This window comes from Algoriphagus machipongonensis (assembly GCF_000166275.1).
In the GTDB taxonomy this organism is placed as follows: Bacteria; Bacteroidota; Bacteroidia; order Cytophagales; family Cyclobacteriaceae; genus Algoriphagus; species Algoriphagus machipongonensis.
On the sequence record NZ_CM001023.1, the window covers coordinates 882590 to 905917 of the forward strand.

The following is a 23328-nucleotide window of genomic DNA, read 5'->3' on the forward strand; positions in this document are numbered from 1 at the left end:
TCCATGATTTCTATTTATACTGACGGTGCTGCCAAAGGCAATCCAGGTCCTGGCGGATACGGTGCTGTTTTACTTTTCAATAATAAAGGATCTATCCTTAGAAAAGAGCTTTCTGAAGGCTATAGGTTAACCACCAATAATCGCATGGAACTCCTAGCTGTGATTCGTGCTCTTCAAGCGCTGAAAGTCACGGGAATTCCTGTTCAAATCTACTCTGATAGCAAATATGTGGTGGATGCCATTGAGAAAGGGTGGCTTTGGGGCTGGCAGAAAAAAGGCTTTAAGGACAAAAAGAATCCGGATCTTTGGTTGCGATATATCCCACTTCATTTGAAGTATAAACCTAAGTTTATTTGGGTAAAAGGACATGCAGGAAACCCTGAAAATGAGCGATGTGATCAGCTAGCGGTAGAGGCTGCTGAAGGAAGAAATCTTCCTGCTGATGTAGGATATGAAGATAGCCAAAAGTGAAAGTTAAAAATCTATAGTCTGAAATTTGATTTAATGCATTTCAGACTATAAATCCTATAATTTCTCCATTGTCATCAATGGAATGTCACTTCGATTAACTTCCAAAAGGGATTTGTATTCTGACTCAGGATATTGCCAGCCTTGATCTCCCAAATCATAGAGTAGTGGAGCCAAATTTTGAATGGCAGCTTTGCAACCTTGGACAATCGCGCCCATATTTCCTGTCTGTTTAGAAAGGACTGCTTCATTTTCGATTTCGAAAGGGCCCGAGAAATTTCGCTCTTTCAAAATGTTTACAAAAGCTCTCCAGTCCATAGAGTCACCTAAGCCAAAACCTGGTAAGGTGGCTTCGTAGTGGTGTCTGTCCCATGGGTTATCACTATTGGGAATTCCTGCTTTTTTTGCCCATTCCTCAGGGACTTGCTGCATGGCATACATATTTCCCCAAAATGGATCAGGATTATTTCGGGTGGATTTGACATGGATCCTTTTGAGGCGATTCATATCAGTGTTTTTAATGACTTCAATGGGATCTGTTTGCTGCCAAATGTCATGAGAAGGGTCATAAATTTCTCCATGGTTGCTTTCAGGTACAAGTTCATACATGATTTTCCTTGCCGCCAATACCCCGGGCAGGTTGTTGTAGGTGCCAAAGTACCCAGAACTTCTCCAGCCTTCCATAGGGCAGTTTTCATAAAGAACAGTAACCCCCAGACTGTTTGCGTATCGAATGATAGGGCCAAAGACTCTCTGGTATTCCAATAAATTTTTCTCGAAACCTCCCTCCTGAATGCCGAGTTCGTGGTTATAGCCTACGAATGTTCCTACTTTCACATCATTTTCATCTCCTCCGAGAAGGTGGGCCATTCGAATTAGTCGTAATAAATGATTTTGGTTCTTAATGCGTTGATCAGGGTCACCACCAATCAGATTATCAAAAGCACCGATTGAAAGCCTCAGTTTGGCTCCATTAAATTTCTCGATCAGTTTGCTTGCTTCCTCAGGTCCAAAGTTCTCATAATCCAAATGTGTGGCTACGAAATCATCACGGGTGCCATCCTTTCTGAAGACACATAGATCCAGTCCTTGAGCGCCAATTTCTAATGCTTTTTCTAGGGTTTGATCTAAGTTGAGTTGATCAAATGCGGATGTCATAATCCAGATTGGGTTCGCCATGGGGAAGAGTTTAAAGTTTGGAGTGAAAAAATAAGAATTGATTTGGGAAAATCAATAATTGATGTCAATCCGAACGCCTGCCTGTCCGGTAGGCAGGGAGTCGAGGACTTAAAGTAGTTCTTTGGAAATGGGCTTCGATTCCGCTCAGCCTGACAAAAAAAATCTAAAATCTAAAATCATAAATCTTACATCATAAATCCTCCATCAAGAATACCTTCTTCGGATCTCCACTTTCATTTTTTGCCTTTCCCAAAGCGCACGGGCCAAATCGGGAGCTACTTGGTCAGGCTCAGACTCATGAAGGATTTTCTTTAATTTTTCCTCTCCCAAATCGATGCGATAGCAAATTTGAAGAAGCCTTTCAAAATCCCTATCCAACATATGACGAATGATTTTGGCCAAAAAACTTAGCGCCTCCGCCTCATTGGTTGTGGGGATAGTCTCGGGAAACTGAAAATCTTTTTCCAGTAGCTGAAAAGTTTCTTGGATCAGTGCTTTCTCCATAGGTAATAAAAAAGCCCCGCATGTGCGAGGCTAGTTTTAGTCTTCTTTTTCTTCTTCGCTGGATTCCTGAAGCGTTTCGGGAGCCTGAACACGGATAATTCCATACCAAGTGATTAATTTCTTGATGTCTGAAGTATACACTCTTGATTCGTCTACTTCAGGAAGAATGTGTTTCATAAAAGCTCTAAGCTCAGTATCATCAGGATTGCTTTCCAGGCCAAGGTCTCCCTCAAATTCAGTCTCAATTTTTTTCATGATAGACTCCAAAGGCTCTGCTCCTTCTTCTGTCAAAGTATAAATGGAGATATCACTAAGGATAGAAACGCGCTGGGACATGCCTGCCACCAGTTTCGCTTTTTTATCATCCATACTTTCTAAGATCACTCCAGACCTAGATGGTTTTAAAACTTTGAATAAGCCAGGCTTCCCGGCTACAGTGGCGATGTCTTTAAAATTCATTGGTTTAAGTTTTTTCAGGCTGCAAATATAAGATTATAGCTTAAATGATCTCTCCAGATTCATATTCTTGTACGAGTTCTTCGATAAAACTGGTTAGTTCTTCTTTTCCCTGTGCACTTTCTGCTGATGTTACAAAATACTGAGGGGCCTCTTCAAAGATGTCAACCATCTTTTTTAGGAATTTTTGAATATTTTGATTGGTCTTGTTTTTAGACTGTTTGTCAGCTTTGGTAAATACCAAAACTGCAGGAACGCCTTCTGTTCCACACCAGTATAAAAACTCCAAGTCAATCTTTTGGGGTTCGAGTCTGCTATCAATCAGCACAAAAACGCCGCAAAGGTTTTCCCTTTTAGTCAAATAAGTACTGATCATGCTTTCCCATCCCTGTTTAACTTTCACGTTAATTTTGGCGAAACCGTAACCAGGTAGATCGACCAAGTACCATTTTTCATTGATCATAAAGTGGTTGATCAACTGGGTTTTACCGGGCTTTTGAGAGGTTTTGGCTAAGCCGCTTTTTCCGGTTAGCATATTGATCAAGGAGCTTTTCCCGACATTGGATCTGCCGATAAATGCGATCTCTGCCCGGTCTGGTTTTGGGCAATTTCCCGGATTCGTATTACTGATGACAAATTGTGCTTGCTGGATCATAAACTATGGTTTGAATGCAAAAGTACGACTTTCTATTTTAGATCGATAAGACTCAATTCCTGTAACAATTTTCCAATCCTCAGGTTTCTTGAGTATTATTGCGCCTCCAAAGAACGAATCGTGATGGCTGTATTACCATACAAAGATAAAAAAGACCCTAAAAAAGCTCAGGTTGCTGAGATGTTTGACAATATCAGTCATCGATATGACTTGCTCAATCATGTGCTCAGCATGGGCATTGATATTACTTGGAGAAAAAAGGCAATCAAGCTTTTAAAAGAAGACCAGCCTAAGTTGATCCTGGATATTGCCACAGGTACCGGTGATTTTGCCATCGAAGCCTTAGCGCTAAATCCAGATAAAGTGATCGGAGTGGATATTTCTGAGGGAATGCTTTCCGAAGGAAGAAAAAAAATGACCAAAAAAGGTCTGGATGATAAAATCGAACTTCAAATGGGTGATTCGGAAGGATTACTTTTTGAGGATAATAAATTTGATGCGGTCATCGTTTCCTTTGGAGTTAGAAACTTTGAAAATTTAGAAAAGGGTCTGGCAGATATGTATCGCGTATTAAAGCCTGGAGGTAAGACAGTAATTGTGGAATTTAGCAAGCCTCGCAAATTTCCCATGAAGCAAGCCTACGGATTTTACTCCAATTTTATCCTACCACAAATAGGTAAAATTGTATCCAAGGACAATTCTGCTTATACTTATCTTCCTGAATCGGTTCAGGCTTTTCCTGATGGTGAAGATTTTCTGGCTGTATTGAAAAAGGTCGGATTTACACAAACAGTATGCAAACCTCTAACATTTGGTATCAGCTCCATTTACGTAGGAGTAAAATAGGCCTAACAATTTTTTTGTTCGCCCTAATGACTTTGCCTTCTTTTGGGCAGGGGATGTTTGGGCTTACCTCAGGATCTGGATCAGATAATCGAACCATTTCCTATGGTTTTTTTCTTGCTGCTCATACCAATAGGTACCAGATTAAGTACTCAGATGCATTTATGAATCCAGCCACCACTAGCTCAGCTGGAGTTCAAGGGATTTATGCACAGAATAATCCCGGCTTTTCTTTAGGCTTTATAGGGATTCTGAGATTTCATGATCAGGTTCAATTGCTATTTACCCCAAAAGTGGGTTTTTATGAGTACAAAACAGAAGTGAGGTATTTTGGTTCAGAGGATCCTTCCTTGATCAATACTGATGGATATACAGACGGTAACATCAATACATCGCAAGTTCTGACCTCAGAAGCTACGATGGTAGAGCTTCCTTTACTTTTTAAATATAGATCCCAGCGTTTCAATAATACTCGAATGTATTTTATTGGAGGAGCTAGCTATAACTTCCGTACCAAAGCTCAAGATGAGGCTGACATTGAAGATCTGGTGACCACTGGACAGGATGTTTCTCTGGAAATGGGAATGGGTTTCGAGATTTATTTCAAGTACTTCAAGTTTGCGCCTGAAATTCGTTTTTCACATGGCCTTACCAACGCCTACCGAAGAGAAAACACTATTCCTGAGATCGCTGATGCGATATCTTCTATCAAGCGTAGAAGTATCACACTATACTTGAACTTTCAGTAAGCTGAGAGTTTAAAGCGGGAGGTCCACGTTTTACTTAGCTTGTTCAAAATTACCAGGAACTATTAATTTCTAAATTCTTCTTGGTATTGATTATTGCTCATTGAGGATTGCCCATTGATAATTTTTTTATCTTTCAGCATGAAAAATAAAATTGCTTTGGTCACTGGTGCGACCTCAGGTATCGGAAAAGCTTGTGCTATTACCCTAGCCAAACTAGGCTACAACATCATCGCTACAGGTCGGAGATCGGAAAGATTGACTGACTTGGGATCCGAATTGCCAAAAAGTATAGATTATTTACCCTTGGTTTTTGATGTTAGAGAAAGAGAAAAAGTCCTTGAAATTTTAGGTTCCTTGCCAGAGAACTGGAAGGAAATAGATGTTTTGATTAACAATGCTGGAAATGCTCATGGAATGGACCCAATCCAGAAGGGAAGTTTGGATGATTGGGATGCCATGATGGATATCAACGTCAAGGGTTTACTTTACGTCTCAAAAGCAATCATTCCAGGAATGACTGAAAGAAATTCCGGGACAATCATTAATATTGGGTCTATTGCAGGTAAAGAAGTGTATCCAAACGGGAATGTTTATTGCGGTAGTAAGCATGCAGTAGACGCGATTACCAAAGGGATGCGGATTGACCTAAACCCATATGGGATAAAAGTAATGGCTATTCACCCAGGCTTAGTGGAAACTGAATTTTCTTTAGTGAGATTTAAAGGGGATGAAAAAAGGTCTGAGTCAGTATATCAGGGATTTGAGCCACTCCATGCTCAAGACATCGCTGACATTGTTGAGTTTTCTGTTACTAGACCTCCCCACGTGGTTATTGCAGATGTGGTAGTTTTTCCTACTGCTCAGGCAACATCAACAATTGTAAAAAAAGATTAATGAAGAGTTTTAAGAGATTTAGTATCGTTTTGGCCTCAGCTTCTTTACTGTTGGTGGCGAGTTGCAATCAAAAAGAAGTAGGTGCGATTGAATCTGAATTGGAAAGGAAAATTGCGGAGGAGTTAGGGTCATCTTCTACAATATCTTCGGAAGAGATTCCAGTTTTGGAAAGTCAAATGATCGAACAAGGCCTGGTGAATGTAGAGGAAGTTATCCCGGGAGTAAGAGTGGAATTAAAATATTCTACAGAAGATAATTTCTTCGGTCAGGATGTTTATGGGGAGTTGATACATGCTTATTTACAGCCAATTGTTGCTGAACAATTAGCCAATGCTCAAAAATTGCTTCAGGAGGAATATCCTGATTATACTTTATTGATTTATGATGGAGCAAGGCCAAGAAGTGTACAGCAGATTCTTTGGGATAATTTAGACAAACCAGATAGCATCAAACCATTATATGTGGCAGACCCCAAAATAGGGAGCTTGCATAATTATGGGGTGGCTGTGGATTTAACGATTTTTGATACTACTATTTCAGAGCCTTTGGATATGGGCACGGGGTATGATTTCTTCGGTTTTGCTGCCTACCCGGATAGGGAAGAGCAAATGCTCGCCGAAGGAACCTTGACAGATACTCAAATTGCCAATCGAGAAATCCTAAGAAATGTGATGACACAGACGGGTTTTATGGGGATTGGCTCGGAATGGTGGCATTTTAATGCCTATTCAAAAGCCCAAGCAGCTGAACAATTTAAAATCATCGAATAATAATTACTTTTAATACCTATTTCAAATTTAAAAAACCAATGAACCTAAAACGATCCATTTTCACACTGGGGCTAATCTTTAGCATTGCGCTAGTTGCGCCAGCCCAACAATTCAAAGCCCTTGTTTTCACCAAAACAGCAGGCTTTAGACACCAATCCATTCCTAATGCTGTGACAGCAATGAAAAAAATGGGTCAAAAACAGGTGTTTAGCGTATACACTTCAGAGGATCCTAGAGTATTGTCTGAGGAAAGTCTAATGAAATACGATGTATTGATTCTAATCAGTACTACAGGGACCATATTTGATGAAACTACACGTGCTTCACTTCAGAAGTTTGTTCAAAGCGGAAAAGGTGTCGTAGGAGTTCATGCAGCGGCTGATTCGGAATACGACTGGCCTTGGTACAATAAAATGATGGGGGCATATTTTCTTGCGCATCCAGCTCAACAAACCTTACGTTTAGAGGTAGTGGATCAAGATCATCCTGCTACTTGGCATTTGCCAAAAAACTGGATGTGGACAGATGAGTTATACGAATACAAAGACATCAACCCTGACCTAAATGTGCTAATCAAAGCAGATGAAAGTACTTACAACGTAGCCAAAGGAAATGGTGATAACCATCCTATGGCTTGGTACCACGAGTTCGAAGGTGGTAGAGTATTTTATACGGCTTTGGGTCACGTGGATTCTGCATGGGAAGATGATGTCTTCTTGAAGCACCTTTATGGCGGCATTTGGTATGCAGCTACGGGGCACCCTATGAAATAGCAGATTTCTTTAAGAAATTTGTATACACTGGAACTTAATCTACTGGATTGGGTTTTCTAAACAAATAAAATGAGAATACCATGTTGAAAGCACAAGCGAAATCAGTTCACCTCTACATGGAGGCTAATCCAAATCCAAATTCACTAAAATTTGTTGCCAATTTCATGTTGGTAGACGAAGGGGTAAGTTTTGATTTTCCGGATGCAGCAAGTGCTGAAAATAGCCCTTTGGCTCTGGAGTTGTTCAACTTCTCAGCAGTAGATAGAGTTTTTGTGGCTTCAAATTTCGTGACTGTTACTAAAAAGGAAGATGTAGAATGGTCTGAGGTTCAGAATATATTCCGTGATCATATCAAAAAGTATTTGGAGTCAGGTCAAGCTGTGGTAAAAGCAGATTTTGATAAGGATCCTTTATTTGATGAAAATGATTCCGAGACCGTAAAAAAGATCAAAGGAATTTTGGATGAATATATCCGTCCTGCTGTAGAGCAAGATGGCGGAGCAATTGTATTCCATTCATTCCATGATGGAGTGGTAAAAGTCCTTTTGCAAGGATCTTGCTCAGGATGTCCTTCCAGTACAGTTACACTAAAAGCCGGTATTCAAAATCTTTTGACAAGAATGCTTCCTGAAGTGAAGGAAGTAGAAGCAGAAGGAGTTTAATTTAAATCAGTTCATGGGGAAAAGAGACTGGTCTTGGGCGATTCTCGGCATTATTGCCTTGGGGATTCGATATTTGGCAGCCTTAAATCCTGATGCTACTGATGAAATATATTCAAGAAAATTCTTTCCGGTAATTCGGAATGTAATAGATAAGACGCTGGGATACTTGCCTTTTCCCAGCGTCTATTTTTTTATAGCCAGTGTCCTTCTCGTGCTGGGGATTTATATTTATCGCCTCAGAAATAGAAAAGGATGGAAAAGGAAATCATTGTACACTCTTCGTGCTTTTGCAAATGGACTGGGGGCTTTGATTTTTTTCTTTTTGATCCTTTGGGGATATAATTATCAGAGAACCCCCATATTCCAGCAATTGGGACTGAATCCCAAGCCTTTAAATCTGGAACAAATTAAGGAAGAAGCTAATATTACCAAACGACTTGTCGAGCAATATAGAGCAGCAATCACTACAGATACTGCAGCTATTACGGGCATTTTGCCTTATCCAGAACTCGAAAAGCTGGTGAGAAAAGACATGCAGGAAAACTTGGACTTGCTAGGGTTGAATTTTACTGGTAGACCTAGAACCAAGCTTTTTCCGCCTCCTGGGTTTATGCGTAAAATGGGGATTTTGGGAATCTATTTTCCGTATACTGGTGAGAGCTACATTGACCCTACTTTGCACCCTTTGGAGCAACCTTTTACTGTGGCACATGAAATGGCTCATAGTTATGGAGTGACCAATGAAGGAGAGGCAAACTTTATCGCTTGGGTGATCTGTGGAAATAGCGAAGATCCTCTATTACGTTACTCAGCCCAATTGAGATTGCTGATGTACCAGATTAGGGATTATTATAGAATGGATGCAGAGAGCTATAAAGTATTTTTAAAAGACTTAGGAGTTGGAGTCAAAAATGACTTGATTTCAATTCGTGAGGCAAGTCAGGCTATTCAACCTTTTTCCTACGAGCTCAGCCGTAAGTCCAATGACATCTTCCTCAAATCTCAAGGCGTAAAAGCTGGGGTGAACAGCTATCAACAAATGCCTATGCTAGCCTATGCTTGGAGAAAAAGAATGAATGGAGAATGAATTCTTGTTTTTTAGTTTACTAAAAGTATTTTTAGGATAAAATCCCACCAATCAACTCCATGCTAAAATCAATTCTTTCTATTTCAGTATTTCTTATTTCGTTTCAGTTATTTTCTCAGATATCTACAGAATCAGAGCGAGACAAAGACGGAAACATTAATTTTTTTACCGTAAACACTGATGTGATTCCTTATACCGTCATGTTTCACTTTTCAAGCTTACAAAACCTGAACACCTCAGGAGGGGATGTGGTAACCGTAGTAGCGATGCCTGGAAGGTCCAGAGCAACAACTCTGAAGCCCCGTCAACAGAATATCTCAACGAACTACCAGTATAAAGTAAGTTATATAAGAGGTAATTTATATGGTAAGACGAAGACCGAACCTGTTTATTTTCTGCCAGTTCAGGAAGGGACAATCGTCTTAGCTCAAAATATGACTCATTTAGAGAACCGATTGCAGCCAAAAGAAATGAATGATGATTATGTTGGGGTTTCATTTAGACTTAAAGAGCCTACAGAGATTGTTGCGCCCCGAAAGGGGATTATTGCCGGCATCCATATGAGTGAGCCGGATGAAAAGGATAATTTAGACTTCCGAAGAGATGAAAATTACATTGAAATCTATCATCAGGATGGAAGCATTACCAAAATTATGGTGCTTAAATCTGGTAGCCAGAAAGTAGAATTGGGAGAGTTGGTGCTGCCTGGTCAGGTCATTGCTTCTTCTGCGGGCGAGAATTACAATTCTGGTTCTCATGTAAGAATGGTGAATATAAAACCCAAAAAGGAAGAGGACGATAAATTGAAATACGAGCAGTTCCCTGTTAAATTTATTACTGAAGATGGAGCTATGTTTATCGAGGAGCCTTTGAGTGTAATGGCGGTTCACCCAGATGAGCTGGTTACTGCTGAAATGAGTAAAAGAGAAGTCAAAAAGTATAAATCAGGTAAGCTTTAAGTTATTTTCTATTTCCATACCAAACTCCTAGAATGACGGCTGCGATACCGATGTAATGGCCAAAAAGCAATACCTCACCATCCAAAACTCCCCAAATAATTGCTACAATAGGTATCAAATAGGTCACGGAACTGGCAAAAACCGGGGTAACTCTTTTGACCATCATGTTAAAAAGGATCAATGCCAAGGCTGTTCCCAATACTCCAAGCAAGGTCACATAGCCCAAAGCTTTCCAAGCACCGGGGACATTGGCTACTTTATAAGAAAAATCTGTTCCTAAAATCAAATAAAATAGCGCAACAGGTAATACCAGTAGTAATGAAATGGCTGTGATCTCGATAGGCTTCAGTAATTCAAATTTGAATTTGATGATGTTAAGGTTGAAGCCATAGCAAATACAGGCAAGGATGACAAAGAGTGCATAGGTATTGATTCCTGCAAAAGAGGTTAGTCCAGCTCCTTCTTTTACTATTACTAGAATAAAAACTCCAATGAAAGCTATAGCCAGACCCAAGCCATTTCTTTTGGTAATTTTTGAACCGAAAAACAAGGCTCCAATCACCACTACTGCTAAGGGAGTCAAAGCATTCAGTACACCCGTCAAAGAACTGCTCAGCTGAGTTTGGGCTTTGGCAAAGAGGAAAGCCGGGATAAAGCTTCCGACCAATCCCACAATCACCAGATAAAAGAGCTGATGTTTATTCAGGTTTTTAAATCTTGGAAGTGAAAGAGGTAAAAGGAATGAGGCTGCAGCGACAATGCGATAAGCACCTACTTCTCCTGGTGTGAAAACTTCAAGACCTCTTTTGATCAAAATAAATGAACTTCCCCAAACCAAAGCCAATAAAATCAGCATTCCCCAATTTTTGAGAGAGTCGTCGTTTGTGATTTTTGACATGAATTTATTGGCTAGGGTAGAGTCAATACAAAGGAACTAAAGGATCTGAAATATGGCGCTAAAATAAAGGCTCCTAAAGTATTTTTAAGGAGCCTTTCAATTTTATTTATTAAAAAACATGGTCGGCATATATGTCTGCTACTTGATCGAGTAAGCTGCAGACATGCTGATAACTATCGGCAGTGACCATTTCAGTCCTAATCGGCTTGAAATTGGGCATTCCACGGAAATAATTCGTGTAATGTCTTCTCATTTCCAGTATTCCCTGCTTTTCTCCTTTCCACTCTACCGAGAAGTCTAAGTGCTGCTTTGCAACCGCTATTCTTTCTTCTATGGAAGGAGCTTCTAATTTTTCGCCAGTTGCCAGGAAATGTTTGATCTCGTTGAAAATCCAAGGGTACCCAATGGAAGCTCTTCCAATCATCATCCCGTCCACATTGTATTTGGTTTTGTATTCTAAGGCTTTTTCGGGCGAGTCAATATCTCCGTTTCCGAAGACTGGGATATGAAGTCTGGGGTTTTCTTTTACTAAATTTAAGTAAGACCAATCGGCTTCCCCTTTGTACATCTGCTTACGAGTACGTGCGTGGATGCTGATTGCTTGTATCCCTACGTCTTGGAGCCTCTCTGCCACTTCTACGATACGAATGGTATCGTTATCCCAACCCAACCTAGTTTTGACCGTGACGGGGATGTCTACTGCTTTTACTATCTCAGCAGTCATGGATACCATTTTATCTATGTCAAGTAAGATACCTGCACCAGCACCTTTACAAGCCACCTTGTTTACCGGACATCCATAATTAATATCCAAAATGTCTGGGCCAGCCTCCGCAGCAATAGCAGCTGCCTCTCGCATAGATTCAATGTCATTCCCGAAAATCTGTATCCCAATGGGTTTTTCGTAATCGTATATATCCAGTTTTTGGACACTTTTAGCCGCATCACGAATCAGCCCTTCGGAGCTGATAAATTCTGTGTACATCAGGTCTGCCCCATTTTGTTTGCACACCGCTCTAAAGGGCGGATCACTCACATCTTCCATGGGTGCCAGCAACAAGGGAAATTCCCCTAAATCCAACTTTCCTATCTTTACCACTTCTGTATTATAAATTTGCGCGTAAATTTACCTCAAATATGGAGATTTACGAAACCCACTCTGAAATAGCTCAACGAAAAAGCTGGCTTTTATCCCTGATAGTCATTGTTTTAGTAGCATTTGGAGTATTAATACTGCTTCAGGGAATAGCATTGGCTTTAGTGCCGATTCTATTTAATATCCCTGTTGAACAGCTTTTGGGCCTATTTAACGGGGATTTGGATGTGCCAAATGGAAGAATGGCCATGTTATTTGTCCAAGGATTAGGATCTGGCTTAGGATTCTGGCTTGCTGCTTGGATCATTACTAATTTTATTGAAAAAGCAAACCTTCATTGGGATGTTCAAATCTCAAGGTTTCAATGGAAAGCCTTGGCGGTAGTATTGATTGCTACAACTGGTGGCATGCTTTTCAATTCACTCCTGATTTTTTTTAATTCCAATCTGGCTTTACCGGAATTTATGTCAGAAGTGGAAAACTGGATGCGATCCATGGAAGATCAAATGATGGAGTTGACGAAATACCTGACAGACTTCCAGACTATTCCTGAGTTAATAGCAGGTATTTTTGTGATAGGGATATTGGCAGGAATAGGAGAAGAAATGTTTTTTAGAGGATTACTTCAGCCCAAAATGCATCAATACTTTAAGTCTGGGCATTTAGGGATTTGGGTTACGGCCATTATATTTTCCTCTATTCACTTCCAGTTCTTTGGCTTTTTGCCACGAGTATTTTTAGGAGCAATATTTGGGTATATGTATTTGTACAGCGGTAGTCTCCTATATCCAATTCTGGGTCATATTTTTAATAATACCTTTACCGTGATCATGGTATATATGGCTAAGCAAGGGATGATAGATTTTGATCTGGAGTCTACGGATGAGGTTTCATATGTTGCTTCATTACTTGGCTTATTGGTTCTTGTTGCAGGAATCTATTACCTTAAGAAAATGAAAATTCCCAAAGATGGAAAACTGGATCAAAGTATTTGAAAGTGACGTGCAGATTAGAGCAGAAATTGTGAAGGGAGTATTAGAAGAAAATCAAATTAATGCAGTGGTTTTAAATAAGAAAGAAACGGTCTATCATGTGTTTGGGACCTATGAGGTGTTGGTACAGAGAGAAGATTTACTGCTAGCCACCAATATTATCCAAAATGAGATCTCGTTTTAACATCAATAATTACAGTAACCTTGGACAAAGAGCCATCACCGCATTTATTGGTGCTTTAGTAGTAGTTCTTGGTTGTATTTATTCAGATTGGACCTACTTTTTAGTTTTTGCTGTCATTCTGGGATTCTCTCAAATGGAGTTTTATAAACTTTCAGGTTTGGATGGAATGCTGCCTTTGAAAAGTTTCGGAACGTTCCTGGGTTTATTGATTTTTACTTTGACCTTCTTGATAGAAAAAGAGCAGTTTAGGCAGGAATATCTTTTCCTGATGTTTCCTTTGGCTTCTTTGACTTTCTTTATCAAGCTATATCGAAAGACGGATAAAAAACCATTTACCGGTGTTGCTTATACCTTTTTGGGTATTTTTTATGTAGCGGTGCCTTTTTCATTATTAAACCTAGCAGTGTTTTCTGTGGGTGATATTTACCATTATGAAATATTGATTGGCTGTCTATTAATCCTGTGGGCATGCGATACTGGGGCCTATTTTGCCGGAACAAAATTTGGTAAAACCAAGTTGTTTGAACGAGTGTCACCTAAGAAGTCTTGGGAAGGATTTTTAGGTGGGGCTTTTTCAGCGATTGCGGTTGCATTTGTACTGACCCGATACTTTCACGTGATTGAAGATTGGAAGTGGCTGGTGATAGCTGGGATTATCATTATTGCAGGGACTTATGGAGATTTGATAGAGTCTTTATTTAAGCGATCTATCGAGATTAAGGATAGCGGACAAATCCTTCCTGGACATGGAGGTTTTATGGATAGATTTGATGGTTTGTTGCTTTCTGCTCCATTTATTACTGCTTTCTTGAAAATATTCTGATTCCTGCCTTCGTATCCTGAAAATCTACGTAATTTTGCGTCGAATTTGATATTCTAAATAAAAACCCAATATGGCTTATATCGAACCGGCTCCTATAGTGGATAAAGAAAATCCGCTGGAGTCAATGATGGAGAGATTTAACATTGCCGCAGAGAAGCTTGGTCTTTCAGATGAAGTGTATAGCGTCTTAAAAAATCCCGCAAAACAAGTGATCGTTTCCTTGCCGATTACCATGGATAATGGTAAGATTCAGGTTTTCGAGGGGATCAGAGTAATTCATTCAAACATTCTTGGACCTGCCAAAGGAGGAATTCGTTTTGCTCCGGATGTTCATTTGGACGAGGTGAAAGCCCTTGCCGCATGGATGACATGGAAATGTGCTGTAGTGGATATCCCTTATGGCGGAGGAAAAGGAGGGGTTCGATGTAACCCAAGACAAATGTCCAAAGGTGAGATAGAGCGTTTAGTACGTGCTTATACCTTGGCAATGATTGATGTATTCGGTCCGGATAAAGATATTCCTGCTCCGGATATGGGGACAGGACCAAGAGAAATGGCTTGGCTGATGGATGAGTATTCCAAAGCGCAGGGAATGACGGTCAATGCAGTAGTAACCGGAAAGCCTTTGGTTTTAGGAGGATCGTTAGGAAGAACAGAAGCGACGGGTCGTGGGGTGATGGTTTCTGCTTTGGCAGCAATGCAAAAATTAAAAATCAATCCTTTCCAGGCAACCTGCGCAGTTCAGGGTTTTGGTAATGTGGGCTCTTGGGCTGCAATGCTTTTAGAAGAACGTGGGCTTAAAATTGTTTCGGTTTCTGATATTTCTGGTGCTTATTACAATAGCAATGGAATCAATATTCAAGAGGCTGTCGCTTATAGAGATAATAATAATGGCACCTTGGAAGGTTTTAAGGGAGCTGAAAAATTATCAGATCCATCAGAACTACTGCTTTTGGAAGTAGATGTACTTGTCCCAGCAGCGGTAGAAGATGTGATTACCATTCATAATGTAGATAAGATCAAGGCAAAGCTAATTGTGGAAGGGGCCAATGGACCTACTTCTGCCAAGGCGGATGCGATAATCAATGAAAAAGGAATTATGGCTGTGCCGGATATTTTGGCCAACGCTGGTGGAGTTACGGTTTCTTACTTTGAGTGGGTCCAAAACCGTTTAGGTTATAAATGGACTGCGGACCGTGTCAATAGAAGATCAGACCGTATCATGAAAGATGCTTTCGATCATGTGTATCAGGCTTCTCAGAAGTATGATGTTCCCATGAGAATTGCAGCTTATATCGTCGCAATTGATAAAGTTGCGAAAACTTATACCTATCGTGGAGGTTTCTAATATTTAATCAATCGATAGAATAACGTATCTTTGAGGCGTGGATCGATATCCACGCCTTTTATTTGACCCGATATGACAATACACAGAGAAGGAAGAGTTTTGCTGTTTTGGATGATGATCATCCTCGTGGCATTGAATTACCTGCTTTACTATTTTCTCCCTGAGCAATCTTTATTATTAAATATATCCATGCTAGGGAGTATCATTATCTACCTTTTGGTACTTCAGTTTTTTAGAAACCCTGTGTTTCCTTTACCCAACGAAGATGGAGTGGTCTTTGCTCCTGCGGATGGGAAAGTAGTAGTGATTGAAGAAGCCTTTGAGGATGAATACTTAAAAGAAAAGAGAATTCAAGTTTCCATTTTTATGTCTCCGATCAACGTTCATATCAATCGTTCTCCGATCAAAGGAGTGGTTGATTTTTTTCAATATCACCCTGGGAAATACCTTGTTGCATGGCACCCAAAGTCAAGTACCGAAAATGAACGTACGACCATGGTCTTGAGAAACGAACAAGGAACCAAAATCTTGGTTAGACAGATTGCTGGTGCTGTAGCGAGAAGAATCAAATGGTATGTGAAGGAAGGTTCTGAGTTAGATCAAGGAGGAGAGTTTGGTTTTATAAAATTCGGATCCAGAGTAGATTTATTTCTCCCTTTGGATGCTGAGATATTAGTAGACTTAGAGCAAAAAACCAAAGGAGCCAGAACCCCTATTGCAAGATTGAAAAGTTAAAAGTTAGTTGAGTTGTAGCGTTCGGTTTAAGCTATTCGTTTTGTCTATGACTTAACTGAGCTATAACCATGAAATATCTTTCTTTTCTATTTCTGATTTTCCTTTCCTTAACTTTTTTATCCTGTAATGATGAGGATAATCTTCCTATCCAATTATCAGGAGTATGGGAGGAACGTAAATATGTGGATTCAGTAGATTTTTGGGTGGTAAATACCTTGGAATTTAAAAATGATTCTGAATTTCAGTTCAGGACTACGGTAAGAGAAACTGAAACAGGGAATGATTTAGGGTATCGGTTCTATTATGATGATACCTACGATTGGGATGGCAAGACTTTTAATTATTCCCCGGATATGGCCTTCTGGATTGATTATCGAGAGGAAAAATTTTATACAAAAAAGGAAGATTTGAAAGCTGGGGTCATTGATTTTGTCAGTTGGCCTTCAGCGAATATTACATTTGTTGAGGGTAATTCTAAGTTGATTTTCCAAAATATTTGTACTTCAACTAACGCTGATTATTGTGAGAATGCTCAATACCCAGAACGTGAATATATTCGGGTCAATTAAGATTTTTTCATTCTATAAATCCAAAAACCCAGCCCTAAAGTAGTCAGGAAAAAAATTGTAGTGGTCCATTCAAAGGTCCTACGAGTGCTTAGCATGTCCTCGATATTTTTGTCCCGTTCAGCAAGTGCTCTTTTCAGCGACTGAACATCCTGTTCGAGTTTTAAGGTGATCGCTTTATAATCGTCTCCTGTTTGTGTGGCTACTGTGGTCTCTATATCGCCAATCATCCTAAGCTCATCCATGATCAGGTTATCCTTGGCTAAAATTCTTTCCAGCCATTCATTGGTTTTGATCATGTCTTTTTTCGTTCTATTCCCAAAAATGCCTGATTTTTCAGTTTCAGAACGCTTCCATTCCGCGGTCAAGGCATCCCGCTCTTGAACCAGTTTTTCGAGCTTGGCTTGGCCAGCCTCCGAAAACTGTGGAGGAAGTATATTGAGAAATAGAAGGAAGAGTCCGAAAATCATTTCTTTTCTGTGAGGATTGGGATGAAGTTAACGATTTTAGGCATTTCGAATGCCACTCTTTCTTTGACAAAAAGCCAACCAAAAATCATGGTTCCCACGAAAAAAATCAAAGATGCCAATTCAAACTTTCTTTTTTCCAGTTGACTTGCTCTCACCTCGTATCCTTTTTGTGCCAGTGCATTTTTAAGTTTTTGGATATCTTGCTCTTGAGAAAGTGTAATGGTTTTATAATTTTCATTCTCAGAAATTACAGCCGATTGATCTATTCTGTCTTGAAGCTGAAGTTTTTGAATGATTGCATTGTCCTTCTCAAGAATTCTCATCGCCAACTGATATTCAGAAGTAGGTCTTCCTTCAAGTGAGACTCCAAATATAGTTGCCTTCTGCGTTTTTTCACTTTGGAGATTTTGAATCAAATGTAGACGTTCTTGCATCAATTGATCAATAGAACCTTGAGCAAAAATTTGTAGGGGGAGTAATAATAGCCAGGTAAATAAAATCGCTTTCATAAAATTAAGGTTGGTTGTGCCAAACCATAATCCAAAGCTTATTCCAAAATCCGAGATTATTTTTTCCAGCCTCTCGTCATTTCTTTTTTTCCAGGAGGTCCAGGAAGAGTTTCTACCTCAAATCCGAGATCTTTTAAATCCCGCTTAAGTTGACCTTGTGCACAATAGGTAGTGAATAATCCACCGGGTGTCATTGCGTCATAAACCTTGCTCAGGAGCGGTTTTGCCCATAATTCAGGTTGTTTGCTTGGAGCAAAAGCATCAAAAAACACCACGTCAGATGGATAAAGTATCACATCTTCTAGCGTAGCAATTTCCTTTTTCATGTTAAAATATTCTGAAACTACTTCGCCTTTATTCCATTCCATTTTATGTAACCTTTGTAAATAGGGTTTGTAATGAAAAATGGCATCGTCTATATCTCCGTAGTTTAACTGAGAATAAATTTCCTCAGAAAGTGGAAAGGGCTCAATGCTATGATAAAGTACAGGAATCTGATTTTGCTCTGCCCAAACCAGAGTTAACCAAGCGTTTAATCCTGTTCCAAAACCTACCTCAAAAATCCTGATAGGTTTTTTCTTAGGGTTGTTCATTAACCATGAATCCAATCCATAAAGCATAAATACATGGATGGACTCTTTAAAAGCACCATGAAAACTATGGTAAGTCTCTTTCAACCCTTCATGGTAGAGTGAATGAGAGCCATCTTCTGTGGTGATGATTTTTAATTGTTCCTTCATACTTTATAGATTAAAGCTACGCAATATGCTGAGATGCCTTCCTCTCTTCCTACAAATCCCAGCCATTCGGTCGTCGTGGCCTTAATAGAAATGTCATGCTCGGCAAGATTCATGACCCCAGCCAAACATTTTTTCATACCTGGAATATGTGGGTTTACCTTAGGTACTTGAAGACAAATAGTGGTATCCAGATTACCAATTTCATAGCCTTCTGCACGGATTAACTCCATTACTTCTTTAAGGAGAATTTTACTGTCTATTCCTTTAAACTTTGGGTCTTTATCGGAAAAGTGATAGCCTATGTCGCGCATATTTGCAGCACCTAAAATAGCATCGCAAATCACGTGAATGAGTACATCTGCATCGGAATGTCCTACAGCTCCTTTTTCGTGTTCTAGTTTGATACCACCAAGCCAGAACTCTTCTCCTGTTTTGAGTTGGTGAACATCGTAACCAAATCCTATTCTAAATGGGTTCATACGGTAATGGATTGATAATGTAAAACGGAGGATTTTTCTGCCTGAAGAATTTCATTTGCCCAAGTAGAAAGCTCCTCAGCTTTAATGTTTGATTTGTTGTTGAATTCTTCAATATAGAGTTCGGGGCTTCCCAAGCTAGCGTAGAAGGCCAGGTTGAATACCCTATTTAGCAACTGGATTGACTCATAGGACTTCATAGCGAGCCCTTGATTTTTGATCTTTTGGAGCGCGTGTTCAGGAAGTTCTTGTTGAAGAAATTTTGAGATCTCAGCATCCAATGCCGCCTCGGCTTCCTTGGAAGAAACGCCAGACTCCATTTTACCAGAGAATATTAAAAGTCCAGGGTCTAATGAGCCCAAGACGTAGGCGCCTACTGAAGCGAAAATTTTTCCTTTCTTCACCAAATTTTGTTCAAGAATCGATGATTTCCCAAAACCCATTAAGTCAGAAATTAAATCTGCTGCGACATAACCTTTATCAGTTTTACCAGACATTTTGAAAGCTTTGTAAAGCGCATCCGTTGGAACTTTTGCCTCTATTGTTTTTTCGCGCTTCTCTTTTTGCTCTGGCTCCTGGGGGATTCCATTTGCTTTGGTTTTACTGGGAGGAATGTTTGAAAACCATTTTTTAGCAAGGTTTTCCACCTGGCTAAGAGTAACATTTCCACCTACTACCAAAATAGCATTGTCTGGACTGTAATTATTTTCATAAAAGTCCAAAACATCCTCTCTTGTAAACCCTTCAATATCCTGCAAGTTCTGACCTATGGTTGGCCAGCGATAGGGATGCACTTCGTAAGCTATATCTCTTAAGTGGTGAAAGACATCACCATAAGGCTGGTTTAAATACCGTTGTTTGTATTCTTCCATGACCACTTTTCGCTGAGTTTCGATGGTCTTGTTGCTAAGAGTCAATTGTAGCATACGGTCTGACTCCAGCCAGAAGGCTGTTTCTAAATTTGAAGCAGGAAGAGTGATGTAATAATTTGTGATGTCTGGACTGGTAAAGGCATTGCAAGAGCCTCCAACTCGCTCAAGTTCTCTGTCAAAAACAGGGACATTCTTGGAGCTTCCAAACATGAGGTGTTCAAAAAAGTGAGCTAAGCCGGTTTTTCCTTCTTTTTCATTTCTGGAACCCACTTTATATAATAGGTTGAAAACAGCTATTTTGCTGCTCGGATCCTCATGGACGATCACTTCAAGCCCATTCTGTAAGTAAAATTTCTGGTAGGATAACATGCTATTTGGAAGGCAAAGCTAAGCTTTTCCTTGTTTTGGGTGAAACTGATTTAGTACAAGTCCGTTGGAATTGTTAAAATAAAGCTCAAATACTTAAGAAAATACCCTTGATGGAAGCTTTTGAATTTTTTTGTAAAAAAAACCGAACTTTGGATTAAGTCAGTAAGTTAGCTTCCCAAAATATATATCACCCCACCCAACCATGGATAAACACTGCGTAGCGTTAGAAAATACAGGCCAATTTTCAGATTTTTTCCTAGACTATCTCGAAGGTAAAGAAGAATTAAAAGCATTTTACGCACATAGGCCCGAGTTGGAAAGCTTTAGTAAGGCGATCAAAGCCAAAGAATTTTCAAAAGATAAACGCAAATCATTGGTTGAAGCTCTGCGAGGGCAATACGAAGGAATAGATGTTCAAGAAGCTGTAACAGCAAATATCAATGCCTTGAGTTCCGAAAATACGTTTACGGTAACGACCGGGCATCAACTCAATCTTTACACAGGGCCGCTTTATTTTATATATAAGATAGTATCGACTATCAATTTGGCCAAAAAGTTAGAAGCCGCTTATCCTGAAAACAAATTTGTCCCTGTGTATTGGATGGCTTCAGAAGACCATGATTTTGATGAGATCAATTATTTCAAATTGGATGGGCAGAAATATCAATGGAATACGGATCAAAGCGGTGCGGTAGGAGATTTTATTCTGGATCAAAGTTTTAAAGAGTTTTCTAAGACTGTTCCCTTTGCAGCAGATGTTTTCAAAGAAGCTTATGGGAGTTCTAAAACATTGGCGGAAGCAGTAAGGAAATATGTTAATCAACTTTTTGGAGCACAAGGGCTAATCATCCTAGATGGGCATGATCCTATATTGAAAACAGAATTAAAGGAAGTAATGCATGCTGATATTTTTGACCATTCAGCTCATGCACGTGCACAAGAAGCCACGGAAGGTTTAGAGAGCTTGGGTTATAAAGGACAGATTTTCCCAAGAGATATTAATTTTTTCTATTTAGATAAGGGATTGAGAGAGAGGATTGAAAAACATGGAGAGGAATATGTTGTCTTGAATACGGAATTGAAGTTCTCCAAAGAGGAGCTTCAGAAGCAGATCGAGGATAATCCTGAGAGGTTTAGTCCCAATGTGGTTTTAAGACCTTTATACCAAGAGATGATATTACCTAACCTGGCCTATTTAGGAGGTCCTGCGGAGGTGGTTTATTGGCTACAGTTAAAAGGAGTTTTTGACCAATTCAAAGTACCATTTCCTATAGTGCTACCCAGGAATTTCGCTTTATTGATATCTGCTCAGATTCGAAAGAAAATCCAACAGCTGGGATGGAATGATGAAGCTATTTTTCAGGATTTTGCTAGCTGGAAAAAAGAGTTTGTGAAGGAAGAATCCAATTTTGATATTGAATTGAACAAGGAAAGGAAAGAGCTTTCCAGTCTCTTTAATCAAAAAGGGAAGGAAGCTGCGTCCCTTGATAAGAGTCTTGGAGGTGCATTTGAAGCTGGGAAAGTAAGAGCTTTGAAGATTTTGGATCAAATGAGTGTGAAGCTTCGCAAAGCGGAAGAACGCAATTTGAATGTGCAGATAGAAAGAGCATTGGCTATTCAGGAGTTTATTAAGCCAGGAGGAGCACCTCAAGAGAGGGTTGTAAATATGATGCAGTTTTATTTGGCTCAGCCCGATTTATTGGATGAGCTTTTAGATTGTTTTGATCCCCTTGATTTCCGGATGATGGTGCTGGATTTATGATAAGCGAAAAAGAACAGCTTAGAAAAGAATACAAAATCAGGAGAAAATCCTTATCTGCTGAAGAGTTAGAAAGGAAATCCCTCGCAATTAAAAAACATTTCGAGACTTGGATTTCAATGTTTCCAAAATTTCAGCATGTTCATATTTTTTTACCAATTGCGCGGCAAAAGGAAGTAAATACAATCCCGATTCTAGAATTTTTATTGGAGAAGGGTAAAACCCTTTATACTTCATTAGTGGTTCCGGATACTGATGAAATGAAAACAGTTGAAATAAATAGGGAGACTGATTACCAATTAGACACTTGGGGAATTCCTGTACCTAAAAATCCTGTTTTTGTTTCTCCTGAAAAGATTCAGGTGATTTTAATCCCTTTATTGGTCGTCGATCAAAAGGGAAACAGAATAGGGTTTGGTAAAGGTTACTATGATATGTTTTTATCGAAATTATCAAATGATATTTTAAAAGTTGGTTTAAGTTTATTCCCTCCAGTGGCTCAAATAACAAGTGAAAATCACGATATCCCATTGAGTTATTGTATTACTCCTGAAAAAGTACTTACTTTTTGAGTATTATCTATTTTCAAGTCTACCTTAATCTATGAAGAAGTTCTATTTGTGTGCAGGTTTTTTGATTGCTGCATTCTTTTGTTTTAGCGGCTCTGCACAAGCTCAGTTTAAAGCTTATAATACATCAATTGGAATTCGTGGAGGAACCAGTGTTGGAGGTTCTGTTAAGCGTTTTGTAACAGATCGGGATGCAGTAGAATTAATGGTTTACACCCGGTGGAAGGGTTGGGTAGGAAATCTCTTATATGAGCGCCATATGGACATCAGAGAATTTGAAGGTTTAGAATGGTATGTGGGAGCCGGAGGACATTATGGCGTTTGGAAAATGGGCAAGAGCGAACCGCCATGGGTTTATAAAGCAACTCAGGATTATGCGGCTTTTGGGGTGGATGCAATTGTGGGTTTGGACTATAATTTAAACCGGTCTAACTGGTTTATCAGCTTTGATTGGAAGCCTTCCTATAATTTCCAAGATTTTACCAATTTGTGGTGGGATGAGGCAGCCTTTACTTTAAGATTTGCCTTTTAATTTTGTGGAATTACAAGATTTTTTAACCGGTTTTTAAATTTTTGACAAAAAATCGGGTCAAATGATGAATTTTTTAACCCACTAGAAGAAAAAAAAGTGATTTTTTACACTTTTAATTGGTGTGTTTGATTTAGATCAAAACAATATTCCGAATAAACTGCATAAACTTTAAATAGTTTTGATTTAGGGTGAAAATAACCTTGTAAATTTCCTTTTAATTTTTTTTCCGATTGAAAATTTTTTTTTCATTGTTAAAAATTAGATCGAAACACGAAATATTGTTTTGTAAAACATAATAATTCCCTGTATTTCAGTTAAAATTTGTTAATAATACGGTAGGCCACCAAATTATTACTGTTTCCCGCCGTTAAAACAAATTTTCAACCGCTGA

29 protein-coding genes are annotated in these 23328 nt (G+C 39.3%); 18 read left to right on the top strand and 11 right to left on the bottom strand.

Features of this window, described 5'->3' with window-relative positions:
• Nucleotides 1-3: 3 nt before the first annotated feature.
• The gene (gene rnhA, locus ALPR1_RS03780; protein WP_008198528.1) at nucleotides 4-471 is read left to right on the top strand and encodes a ribonuclease HI; all 468 of its coding nucleotides are present in this window, start codon (nucleotides 4-6) and stop codon (nucleotides 469-471) included.
• A 54-nt stretch (nucleotides 472-525) separates the two neighbouring features.
• On the opposite strand, the gene ALPR1_RS03785 is transcribed toward rnhA, so the two are convergent.
• The 4 genes from ALPR1_RS03785 to yihA form a co-directional block, all read right to left on the bottom strand.
• On the bottom strand, nucleotides 526-1647 hold the full coding sequence (locus tag ALPR1_RS03785; RefSeq protein WP_008198529.1) for a sugar phosphate isomerase/epimerase family protein: 1122 nt from the start codon (nucleotides 1645-1647) through the stop codon (nucleotides 526-528).
• A gap of 204 nt (nucleotides 1648-1851) precedes the next feature.
• Nucleotides 1852-2151 (bottom strand): hypothetical protein, encoded by a 300-nt coding sequence (locus tag ALPR1_RS03790; protein WP_008198531.1) that lies wholly within the window; start codon nucleotides 2149-2151, stop codon nucleotides 1852-1854.
• Between the two features lie 36 nt (nucleotides 2152-2187).
• Nucleotides 2188-2610, bottom strand: a complete 423-nt coding sequence (locus ALPR1_RS03795) for a DUF5606 family protein (protein WP_008198533.1) — start codon at nucleotides 2608-2610, stop codon at nucleotides 2188-2190.
• Between the two features lie 40 nt (nucleotides 2611-2650).
• The gene (yihA, locus tag ALPR1_RS03800) at nucleotides 2651-3262 is read right to left on the bottom strand and encodes a ribosome biogenesis GTP-binding protein YihA/YsxC (RefSeq protein WP_008198535.1); all 612 of its coding nucleotides are present in this window, start codon (nucleotides 3260-3262) and stop codon (nucleotides 2651-2653) included.
• 123 nt (nucleotides 3263-3385) lie between these two features.
• Here yihA and ubiE point away from each other — a divergent pair, with 123 nt between their 5' ends.
• The 8 genes from ubiE to ALPR1_RS03840 all read left to right on the top strand — a co-directional run bounded on the left by ubiE (nucleotide 3386) and on the right by ALPR1_RS03840 (nucleotide 9999).
• On the top strand, nucleotides 3386-4108 hold the full coding sequence (gene ubiE / locus ALPR1_RS03805) for a bifunctional demethylmenaquinone methyltransferase/2-methoxy-6-polyprenyl-1,4-benzoquinol methylase UbiE (protein WP_040302531.1): 723 nt from the start codon (nucleotides 3386-3388) through the stop codon (nucleotides 4106-4108).
• A gap of 26 nt (nucleotides 4109-4134) precedes the next feature.
• On the top strand, nucleotides 4135-4854 hold the full coding sequence (porT, locus tag ALPR1_RS03810; protein ID WP_008198538.1) for a type IX secretion/gliding motility protein PorT/SprT: 720 nt from the start codon (nucleotides 4135-4137) through the stop codon (nucleotides 4852-4854).
• Nucleotides 4855-4992: 138 nt separating this feature from the next.
• The gene (locus tag ALPR1_RS03815; protein WP_008198541.1) at nucleotides 4993-5748 is read left to right on the top strand and encodes an SDR family NAD(P)-dependent oxidoreductase; all 756 of its coding nucleotides are present in this window, start codon (nucleotides 4993-4995) and stop codon (nucleotides 5746-5748) included.
• Nucleotides 5748-6518, top strand: a complete 771-nt coding sequence (locus ALPR1_RS03820; RefSeq protein ID WP_008198542.1) for a M15 family metallopeptidase — start codon at nucleotides 5748-5750, stop codon at nucleotides 6516-6518. The genes ALPR1_RS03815 and ALPR1_RS03820 overlap by 1 nt, the downstream gene beginning before the upstream one ends.
• Before the next feature lie 38 nt (nucleotides 6519-6556).
• Nucleotides 6557-7291 carry a ThuA domain-containing protein gene (locus ALPR1_RS03825; protein ID WP_008198543.1) on the top strand — a complete coding sequence of 245 codons (735 nt, stop codon included), beginning with the start codon at nucleotides 6557-6559 and terminating at the stop codon, nucleotides 7289-7291.
• Nucleotides 7292-7371: 80 nt separating this feature from the next.
• Nucleotides 7372-7953: a NifU family protein gene (locus ALPR1_RS03830; protein WP_008198544.1), complete on the top strand. Its 582-nt coding sequence runs from the start codon at nucleotides 7372-7374 to the stop codon at nucleotides 7951-7953.
• Between the two features lie 13 nt (nucleotides 7954-7966).
• Nucleotides 7967-9040: a DUF3810 domain-containing protein gene (locus ALPR1_RS03835; protein WP_008198545.1), complete on the top strand. Its 1074-nt coding sequence runs from the start codon at nucleotides 7967-7969 to the stop codon at nucleotides 9038-9040.
• Between the two features lie 59 nt (nucleotides 9041-9099).
• A complete protein-coding gene (locus tag ALPR1_RS03840; RefSeq protein ID WP_008198546.1) occupies nucleotides 9100-9999 on the top strand; it encodes a M23 family metallopeptidase in 900 nt (299 codons plus the stop codon).
• 1 nt (nucleotide 10000) lies between these two features.
• On the opposite strand, the gene ALPR1_RS03845 is transcribed toward ALPR1_RS03840, so the two are convergent.
• Both ALPR1_RS03845 and dusB read right to left on the bottom strand, forming a co-directional pair.
• On the bottom strand, nucleotides 10001-10897 hold the full coding sequence (locus ALPR1_RS03845) for a DMT family transporter (protein WP_040302534.1): 897 nt from the start codon (nucleotides 10895-10897) through the stop codon (nucleotides 10001-10003).
• Nucleotides 10898-11006: 109 nt separating this feature from the next.
• Nucleotides 11007-11996 carry a tRNA dihydrouridine synthase DusB gene (gene dusB / locus ALPR1_RS03850; protein WP_008198548.1) on the bottom strand — a complete coding sequence of 330 codons (990 nt, stop codon included), beginning with the start codon at nucleotides 11994-11996 and terminating at the stop codon, nucleotides 11007-11009.
• 38 nt (nucleotides 11997-12034) lie between these two features.
• Between dusB and ALPR1_RS03855 the strand changes: the two genes are divergently transcribed.
• From ALPR1_RS03855 to ALPR1_RS03880, 6 genes are all read left to right on the top strand, one after another.
• The gene (locus ALPR1_RS03855; RefSeq protein ID WP_008198549.1) at nucleotides 12035-12988 is read left to right on the top strand and encodes a CPBP family intramembrane glutamic endopeptidase; all 954 of its coding nucleotides are present in this window, start codon (nucleotides 12035-12037) and stop codon (nucleotides 12986-12988) included.
• Nucleotides 12963-13169 (top strand): putative signal transducing protein, encoded by a 207-nt coding sequence (locus ALPR1_RS03860; RefSeq protein ID WP_040302535.1) that lies wholly within the window; start codon nucleotides 12963-12965, stop codon nucleotides 13167-13169. Before ALPR1_RS03855 ends, ALPR1_RS03860 begins: the two co-directional genes overlap by 26 nt.
• A complete protein-coding gene (locus tag ALPR1_RS03865) occupies nucleotides 13153-13992 on the top strand; it encodes a phosphatidate cytidylyltransferase (RefSeq protein ID WP_008198550.1) in 840 nt (279 codons plus the stop codon). Before ALPR1_RS03860 ends, ALPR1_RS03865 begins: the two co-directional genes overlap by 17 nt.
• A 70-nt stretch (nucleotides 13993-14062) precedes the next feature.
• Nucleotides 14063-15340 carry a Glu/Leu/Phe/Val family dehydrogenase gene (locus ALPR1_RS03870; RefSeq protein ID WP_008198551.1) on the top strand — a complete coding sequence of 426 codons (1278 nt, stop codon included), beginning with the start codon at nucleotides 14063-14065 and terminating at the stop codon, nucleotides 15338-15340.
• A 72-nt stretch (nucleotides 15341-15412) separates the two neighbouring features.
• Nucleotides 15413-16075 (top strand): phosphatidylserine decarboxylase family protein, encoded by a 663-nt coding sequence (locus ALPR1_RS03875; RefSeq protein ID WP_008198552.1) that lies wholly within the window; start codon nucleotides 15413-15415, stop codon nucleotides 16073-16075.
• 68 nt (nucleotides 16076-16143) lie between these two features.
• Complete coding sequence (locus ALPR1_RS03880; RefSeq protein WP_008198554.1) at nucleotides 16144-16644, top strand: hypothetical protein; 501 nt, start codon at nucleotides 16144-16146, stop codon at nucleotides 16642-16644.
• Here the strand turns inward: ALPR1_RS03880 and ALPR1_RS03885 are convergent.
• From ALPR1_RS03885 to ALPR1_RS03905, 5 genes are read right to left on the bottom strand one after another with little or no spacing between them, the layout of a single operon-like run.
• Nucleotides 16641-17111: a hypothetical protein gene (locus ALPR1_RS03885; protein ID WP_008198556.1), complete on the bottom strand. Its 471-nt coding sequence runs from the start codon at nucleotides 17109-17111 to the stop codon at nucleotides 16641-16643. The genes ALPR1_RS03880 and ALPR1_RS03885 overlap by 4 nt on opposite strands.
• Complete coding sequence (locus ALPR1_RS03890) at nucleotides 17108-17620, bottom strand: hypothetical protein (RefSeq protein WP_008198558.1); 513 nt, start codon at nucleotides 17618-17620, stop codon at nucleotides 17108-17110. Before ALPR1_RS03890 ends, ALPR1_RS03885 begins: the two co-directional genes overlap by 4 nt.
• A 56-nt stretch (nucleotides 17621-17676) precedes the next feature.
• Nucleotides 17677-18360, bottom strand: coding sequence for a tRNA (5-methylaminomethyl-2-thiouridine)(34)-methyltransferase MnmD (gene mnmD / locus ALPR1_RS03895; protein ID WP_008198560.1), 684 nt, complete (start codon nucleotides 18358-18360; stop codon nucleotides 17677-17679).
• Nucleotides 18357-18839: a 2-C-methyl-D-erythritol 2,4-cyclodiphosphate synthase gene (ispF, locus tag ALPR1_RS03900; RefSeq protein ID WP_008198561.1), complete on the bottom strand. Its 483-nt coding sequence runs from the start codon at nucleotides 18837-18839 to the stop codon at nucleotides 18357-18359. Before ispF ends, mnmD begins: the two co-directional genes overlap by 4 nt.
• Nucleotides 18836-20077 (bottom strand): M16 family metallopeptidase, encoded by a 1242-nt coding sequence (locus ALPR1_RS03905; protein WP_008198562.1) that lies wholly within the window; start codon nucleotides 20075-20077, stop codon nucleotides 18836-18838. The genes ispF and ALPR1_RS03905 overlap by 4 nt, the downstream gene beginning before the upstream one ends.
• Nucleotides 20078-20279: 202 nt before the next feature.
• On the opposite strand from ALPR1_RS03905, the gene bshC reads away from it, so the two are divergent.
• From bshC to ALPR1_RS03920, 3 genes are read left to right on the top strand one after another with little or no spacing between them, the layout of a single operon-like run.
• Nucleotides 20280-21839 (top strand): bacillithiol biosynthesis cysteine-adding enzyme BshC, encoded by a 1560-nt coding sequence (gene bshC / locus ALPR1_RS03910; protein WP_008198563.1) that lies wholly within the window; start codon nucleotides 20280-20282, stop codon nucleotides 21837-21839.
• Nucleotides 21836-22408, top strand: coding sequence for a 5-formyltetrahydrofolate cyclo-ligase (locus ALPR1_RS03915; protein ID WP_008198564.1), 573 nt, complete (start codon nucleotides 21836-21838; stop codon nucleotides 22406-22408). Before bshC ends, ALPR1_RS03915 begins: the two co-directional genes overlap by 4 nt.
• 31 nt (nucleotides 22409-22439) lie before the next feature.
• Nucleotides 22440-22937: a hypothetical protein gene (locus ALPR1_RS03920; protein WP_008198565.1), complete on the top strand. Its 498-nt coding sequence runs from the start codon at nucleotides 22440-22442 to the stop codon at nucleotides 22935-22937.
• Nucleotides 22938-23328: the final 391 nt, after the last annotated feature.

Bases quoted from the DNA above. Each gene is read 5' to 3' on its own strand.
- bshC (WP_008198563.1), top strand. From the start codon at position 20,280: ATGGATAAACACTGCGTAGCGTTAGAAAATACAGGCCAATTTTCAGAT.
- ALPR1_RS03795 (WP_008198533.1), bottom strand. From the start codon at position 2,610: ATGAATTTTAAAGACATCGCCACTGTAGCCGGGAAGCCTGGCTTATTC.
- ALPR1_RS03915 (WP_008198564.1), top strand. From the start codon at position 21,836: ATGATAAGCGAAAAAGAACAGCTTAGAAAAGAATACAAAATCAGGAGA.
- ALPR1_RS03845 (WP_040302534.1), bottom strand. From the start codon at position 10,897: ATGTCAAAAATCACAAACGACGACTCTCTCAAAAATTGGGGAATGCTG.
- ALPR1_RS03830 (WP_008198544.1), top strand. From the start codon at position 7,372: ATGTTGAAAGCACAAGCGAAATCAGTTCACCTCTACATGGAGGCTAAT.
- ALPR1_RS03865 (WP_008198550.1), top strand. From the start codon at position 13,153: ATGAGATCTCGTTTTAACATCAATAATTACAGTAACCTTGGACAAAGA.
- ALPR1_RS03890 (WP_008198558.1), bottom strand. From the start codon at position 17,620: ATGAAAGCGATTTTATTTACCTGGCTATTATTACTCCCCCTACAAATT.
- porT (WP_008198538.1), top strand. From the start codon at position 4,135: ATGACTTTGCCTTCTTTTGGGCAGGGGATGTTTGGGCTTACCTCAGGA.
- ALPR1_RS03880 (WP_008198554.1), top strand. From the start codon at position 16,144: ATGAAATATCTTTCTTTTCTATTTCTGATTTTCCTTTCCTTAACTTTT.
- ALPR1_RS03790 (WP_008198531.1), bottom strand. From the start codon at position 2,151: ATGGAGAAAGCACTGATCCAAGAAACTTTTCAGCTACTGGAAAAAGAT.
- ALPR1_RS03820 (WP_008198542.1), top strand. From the start codon at position 5,748: ATGAAGAGTTTTAAGAGATTTAGTATCGTTTTGGCCTCAGCTTCTTTA.
- ispF (WP_008198561.1), bottom strand. From the start codon at position 18,839: ATGAACCCATTTAGAATAGGATTTGGTTACGATGTTCACCAACTCAAA.
- ALPR1_RS03860 (WP_040302535.1), top strand. From the start codon at position 12,963: ATGGAAAACTGGATCAAAGTATTTGAAAGTGACGTGCAGATTAGAGCA.
- ALPR1_RS03905 (WP_008198562.1), bottom strand. From the start codon at position 20,077: ATGTTATCCTACCAGAAATTTTACTTACAGAATGGGCTTGAAGTGATC.
- yihA (WP_008198535.1), bottom strand. From the start codon at position 3,262: ATGATCCAGCAAGCACAATTTGTCATCAGTAATACGAATCCGGGAAAT.
- ALPR1_RS03840 (WP_008198546.1), top strand. From the start codon at position 9,100: ATGCTAAAATCAATTCTTTCTATTTCAGTATTTCTTATTTCGTTTCAG.
- ALPR1_RS03885 (WP_008198556.1), bottom strand. From the start codon at position 17,111: ATGATTTTCGGACTCTTCCTTCTATTTCTCAATATACTTCCTCCACAG.
- ALPR1_RS03870 (WP_008198551.1), top strand. From the start codon at position 14,063: ATGGCTTATATCGAACCGGCTCCTATAGTGGATAAAGAAAATCCGCTG.
- rnhA (WP_008198528.1), top strand. From the start codon at position 4: ATGATTTCTATTTATACTGACGGTGCTGCCAAAGGCAATCCAGGTCCT.
- ubiE (WP_040302531.1), top strand. From the start codon at position 3,386: ATGGCTGTATTACCATACAAAGATAAAAAAGACCCTAAAAAAGCTCAG.
- ALPR1_RS03855 (WP_008198549.1), top strand. From the start codon at position 12,035: ATGGAGATTTACGAAACCCACTCTGAAATAGCTCAACGAAAAAGCTGG.
- ALPR1_RS03815 (WP_008198541.1), top strand. From the start codon at position 4,993: ATGAAAAATAAAATTGCTTTGGTCACTGGTGCGACCTCAGGTATCGGA.
- ALPR1_RS03920 (WP_008198565.1), top strand. From the start codon at position 22,440: ATGAAGAAGTTCTATTTGTGTGCAGGTTTTTTGATTGCTGCATTCTTT.
- ALPR1_RS03835 (WP_008198545.1), top strand. From the start codon at position 7,967: ATGGGGAAAAGAGACTGGTCTTGGGCGATTCTCGGCATTATTGCCTTG.
- ALPR1_RS03785 (WP_008198529.1), bottom strand. From the start codon at position 1,647: ATGGCGAACCCAATCTGGATTATGACATCCGCATTTGATCAACTCAAC.
- ALPR1_RS03875 (WP_008198552.1), top strand. From the start codon at position 15,413: ATGACAATACACAGAGAAGGAAGAGTTTTGCTGTTTTGGATGATGATC.
- ALPR1_RS03825 (WP_008198543.1), top strand. From the start codon at position 6,557: ATGAACCTAAAACGATCCATTTTCACACTGGGGCTAATCTTTAGCATT.
- mnmD (WP_008198560.1), bottom strand. From the start codon at position 18,360: ATGAAGGAACAATTAAAAATCATCACCACAGAAGATGGCTCTCATTCA.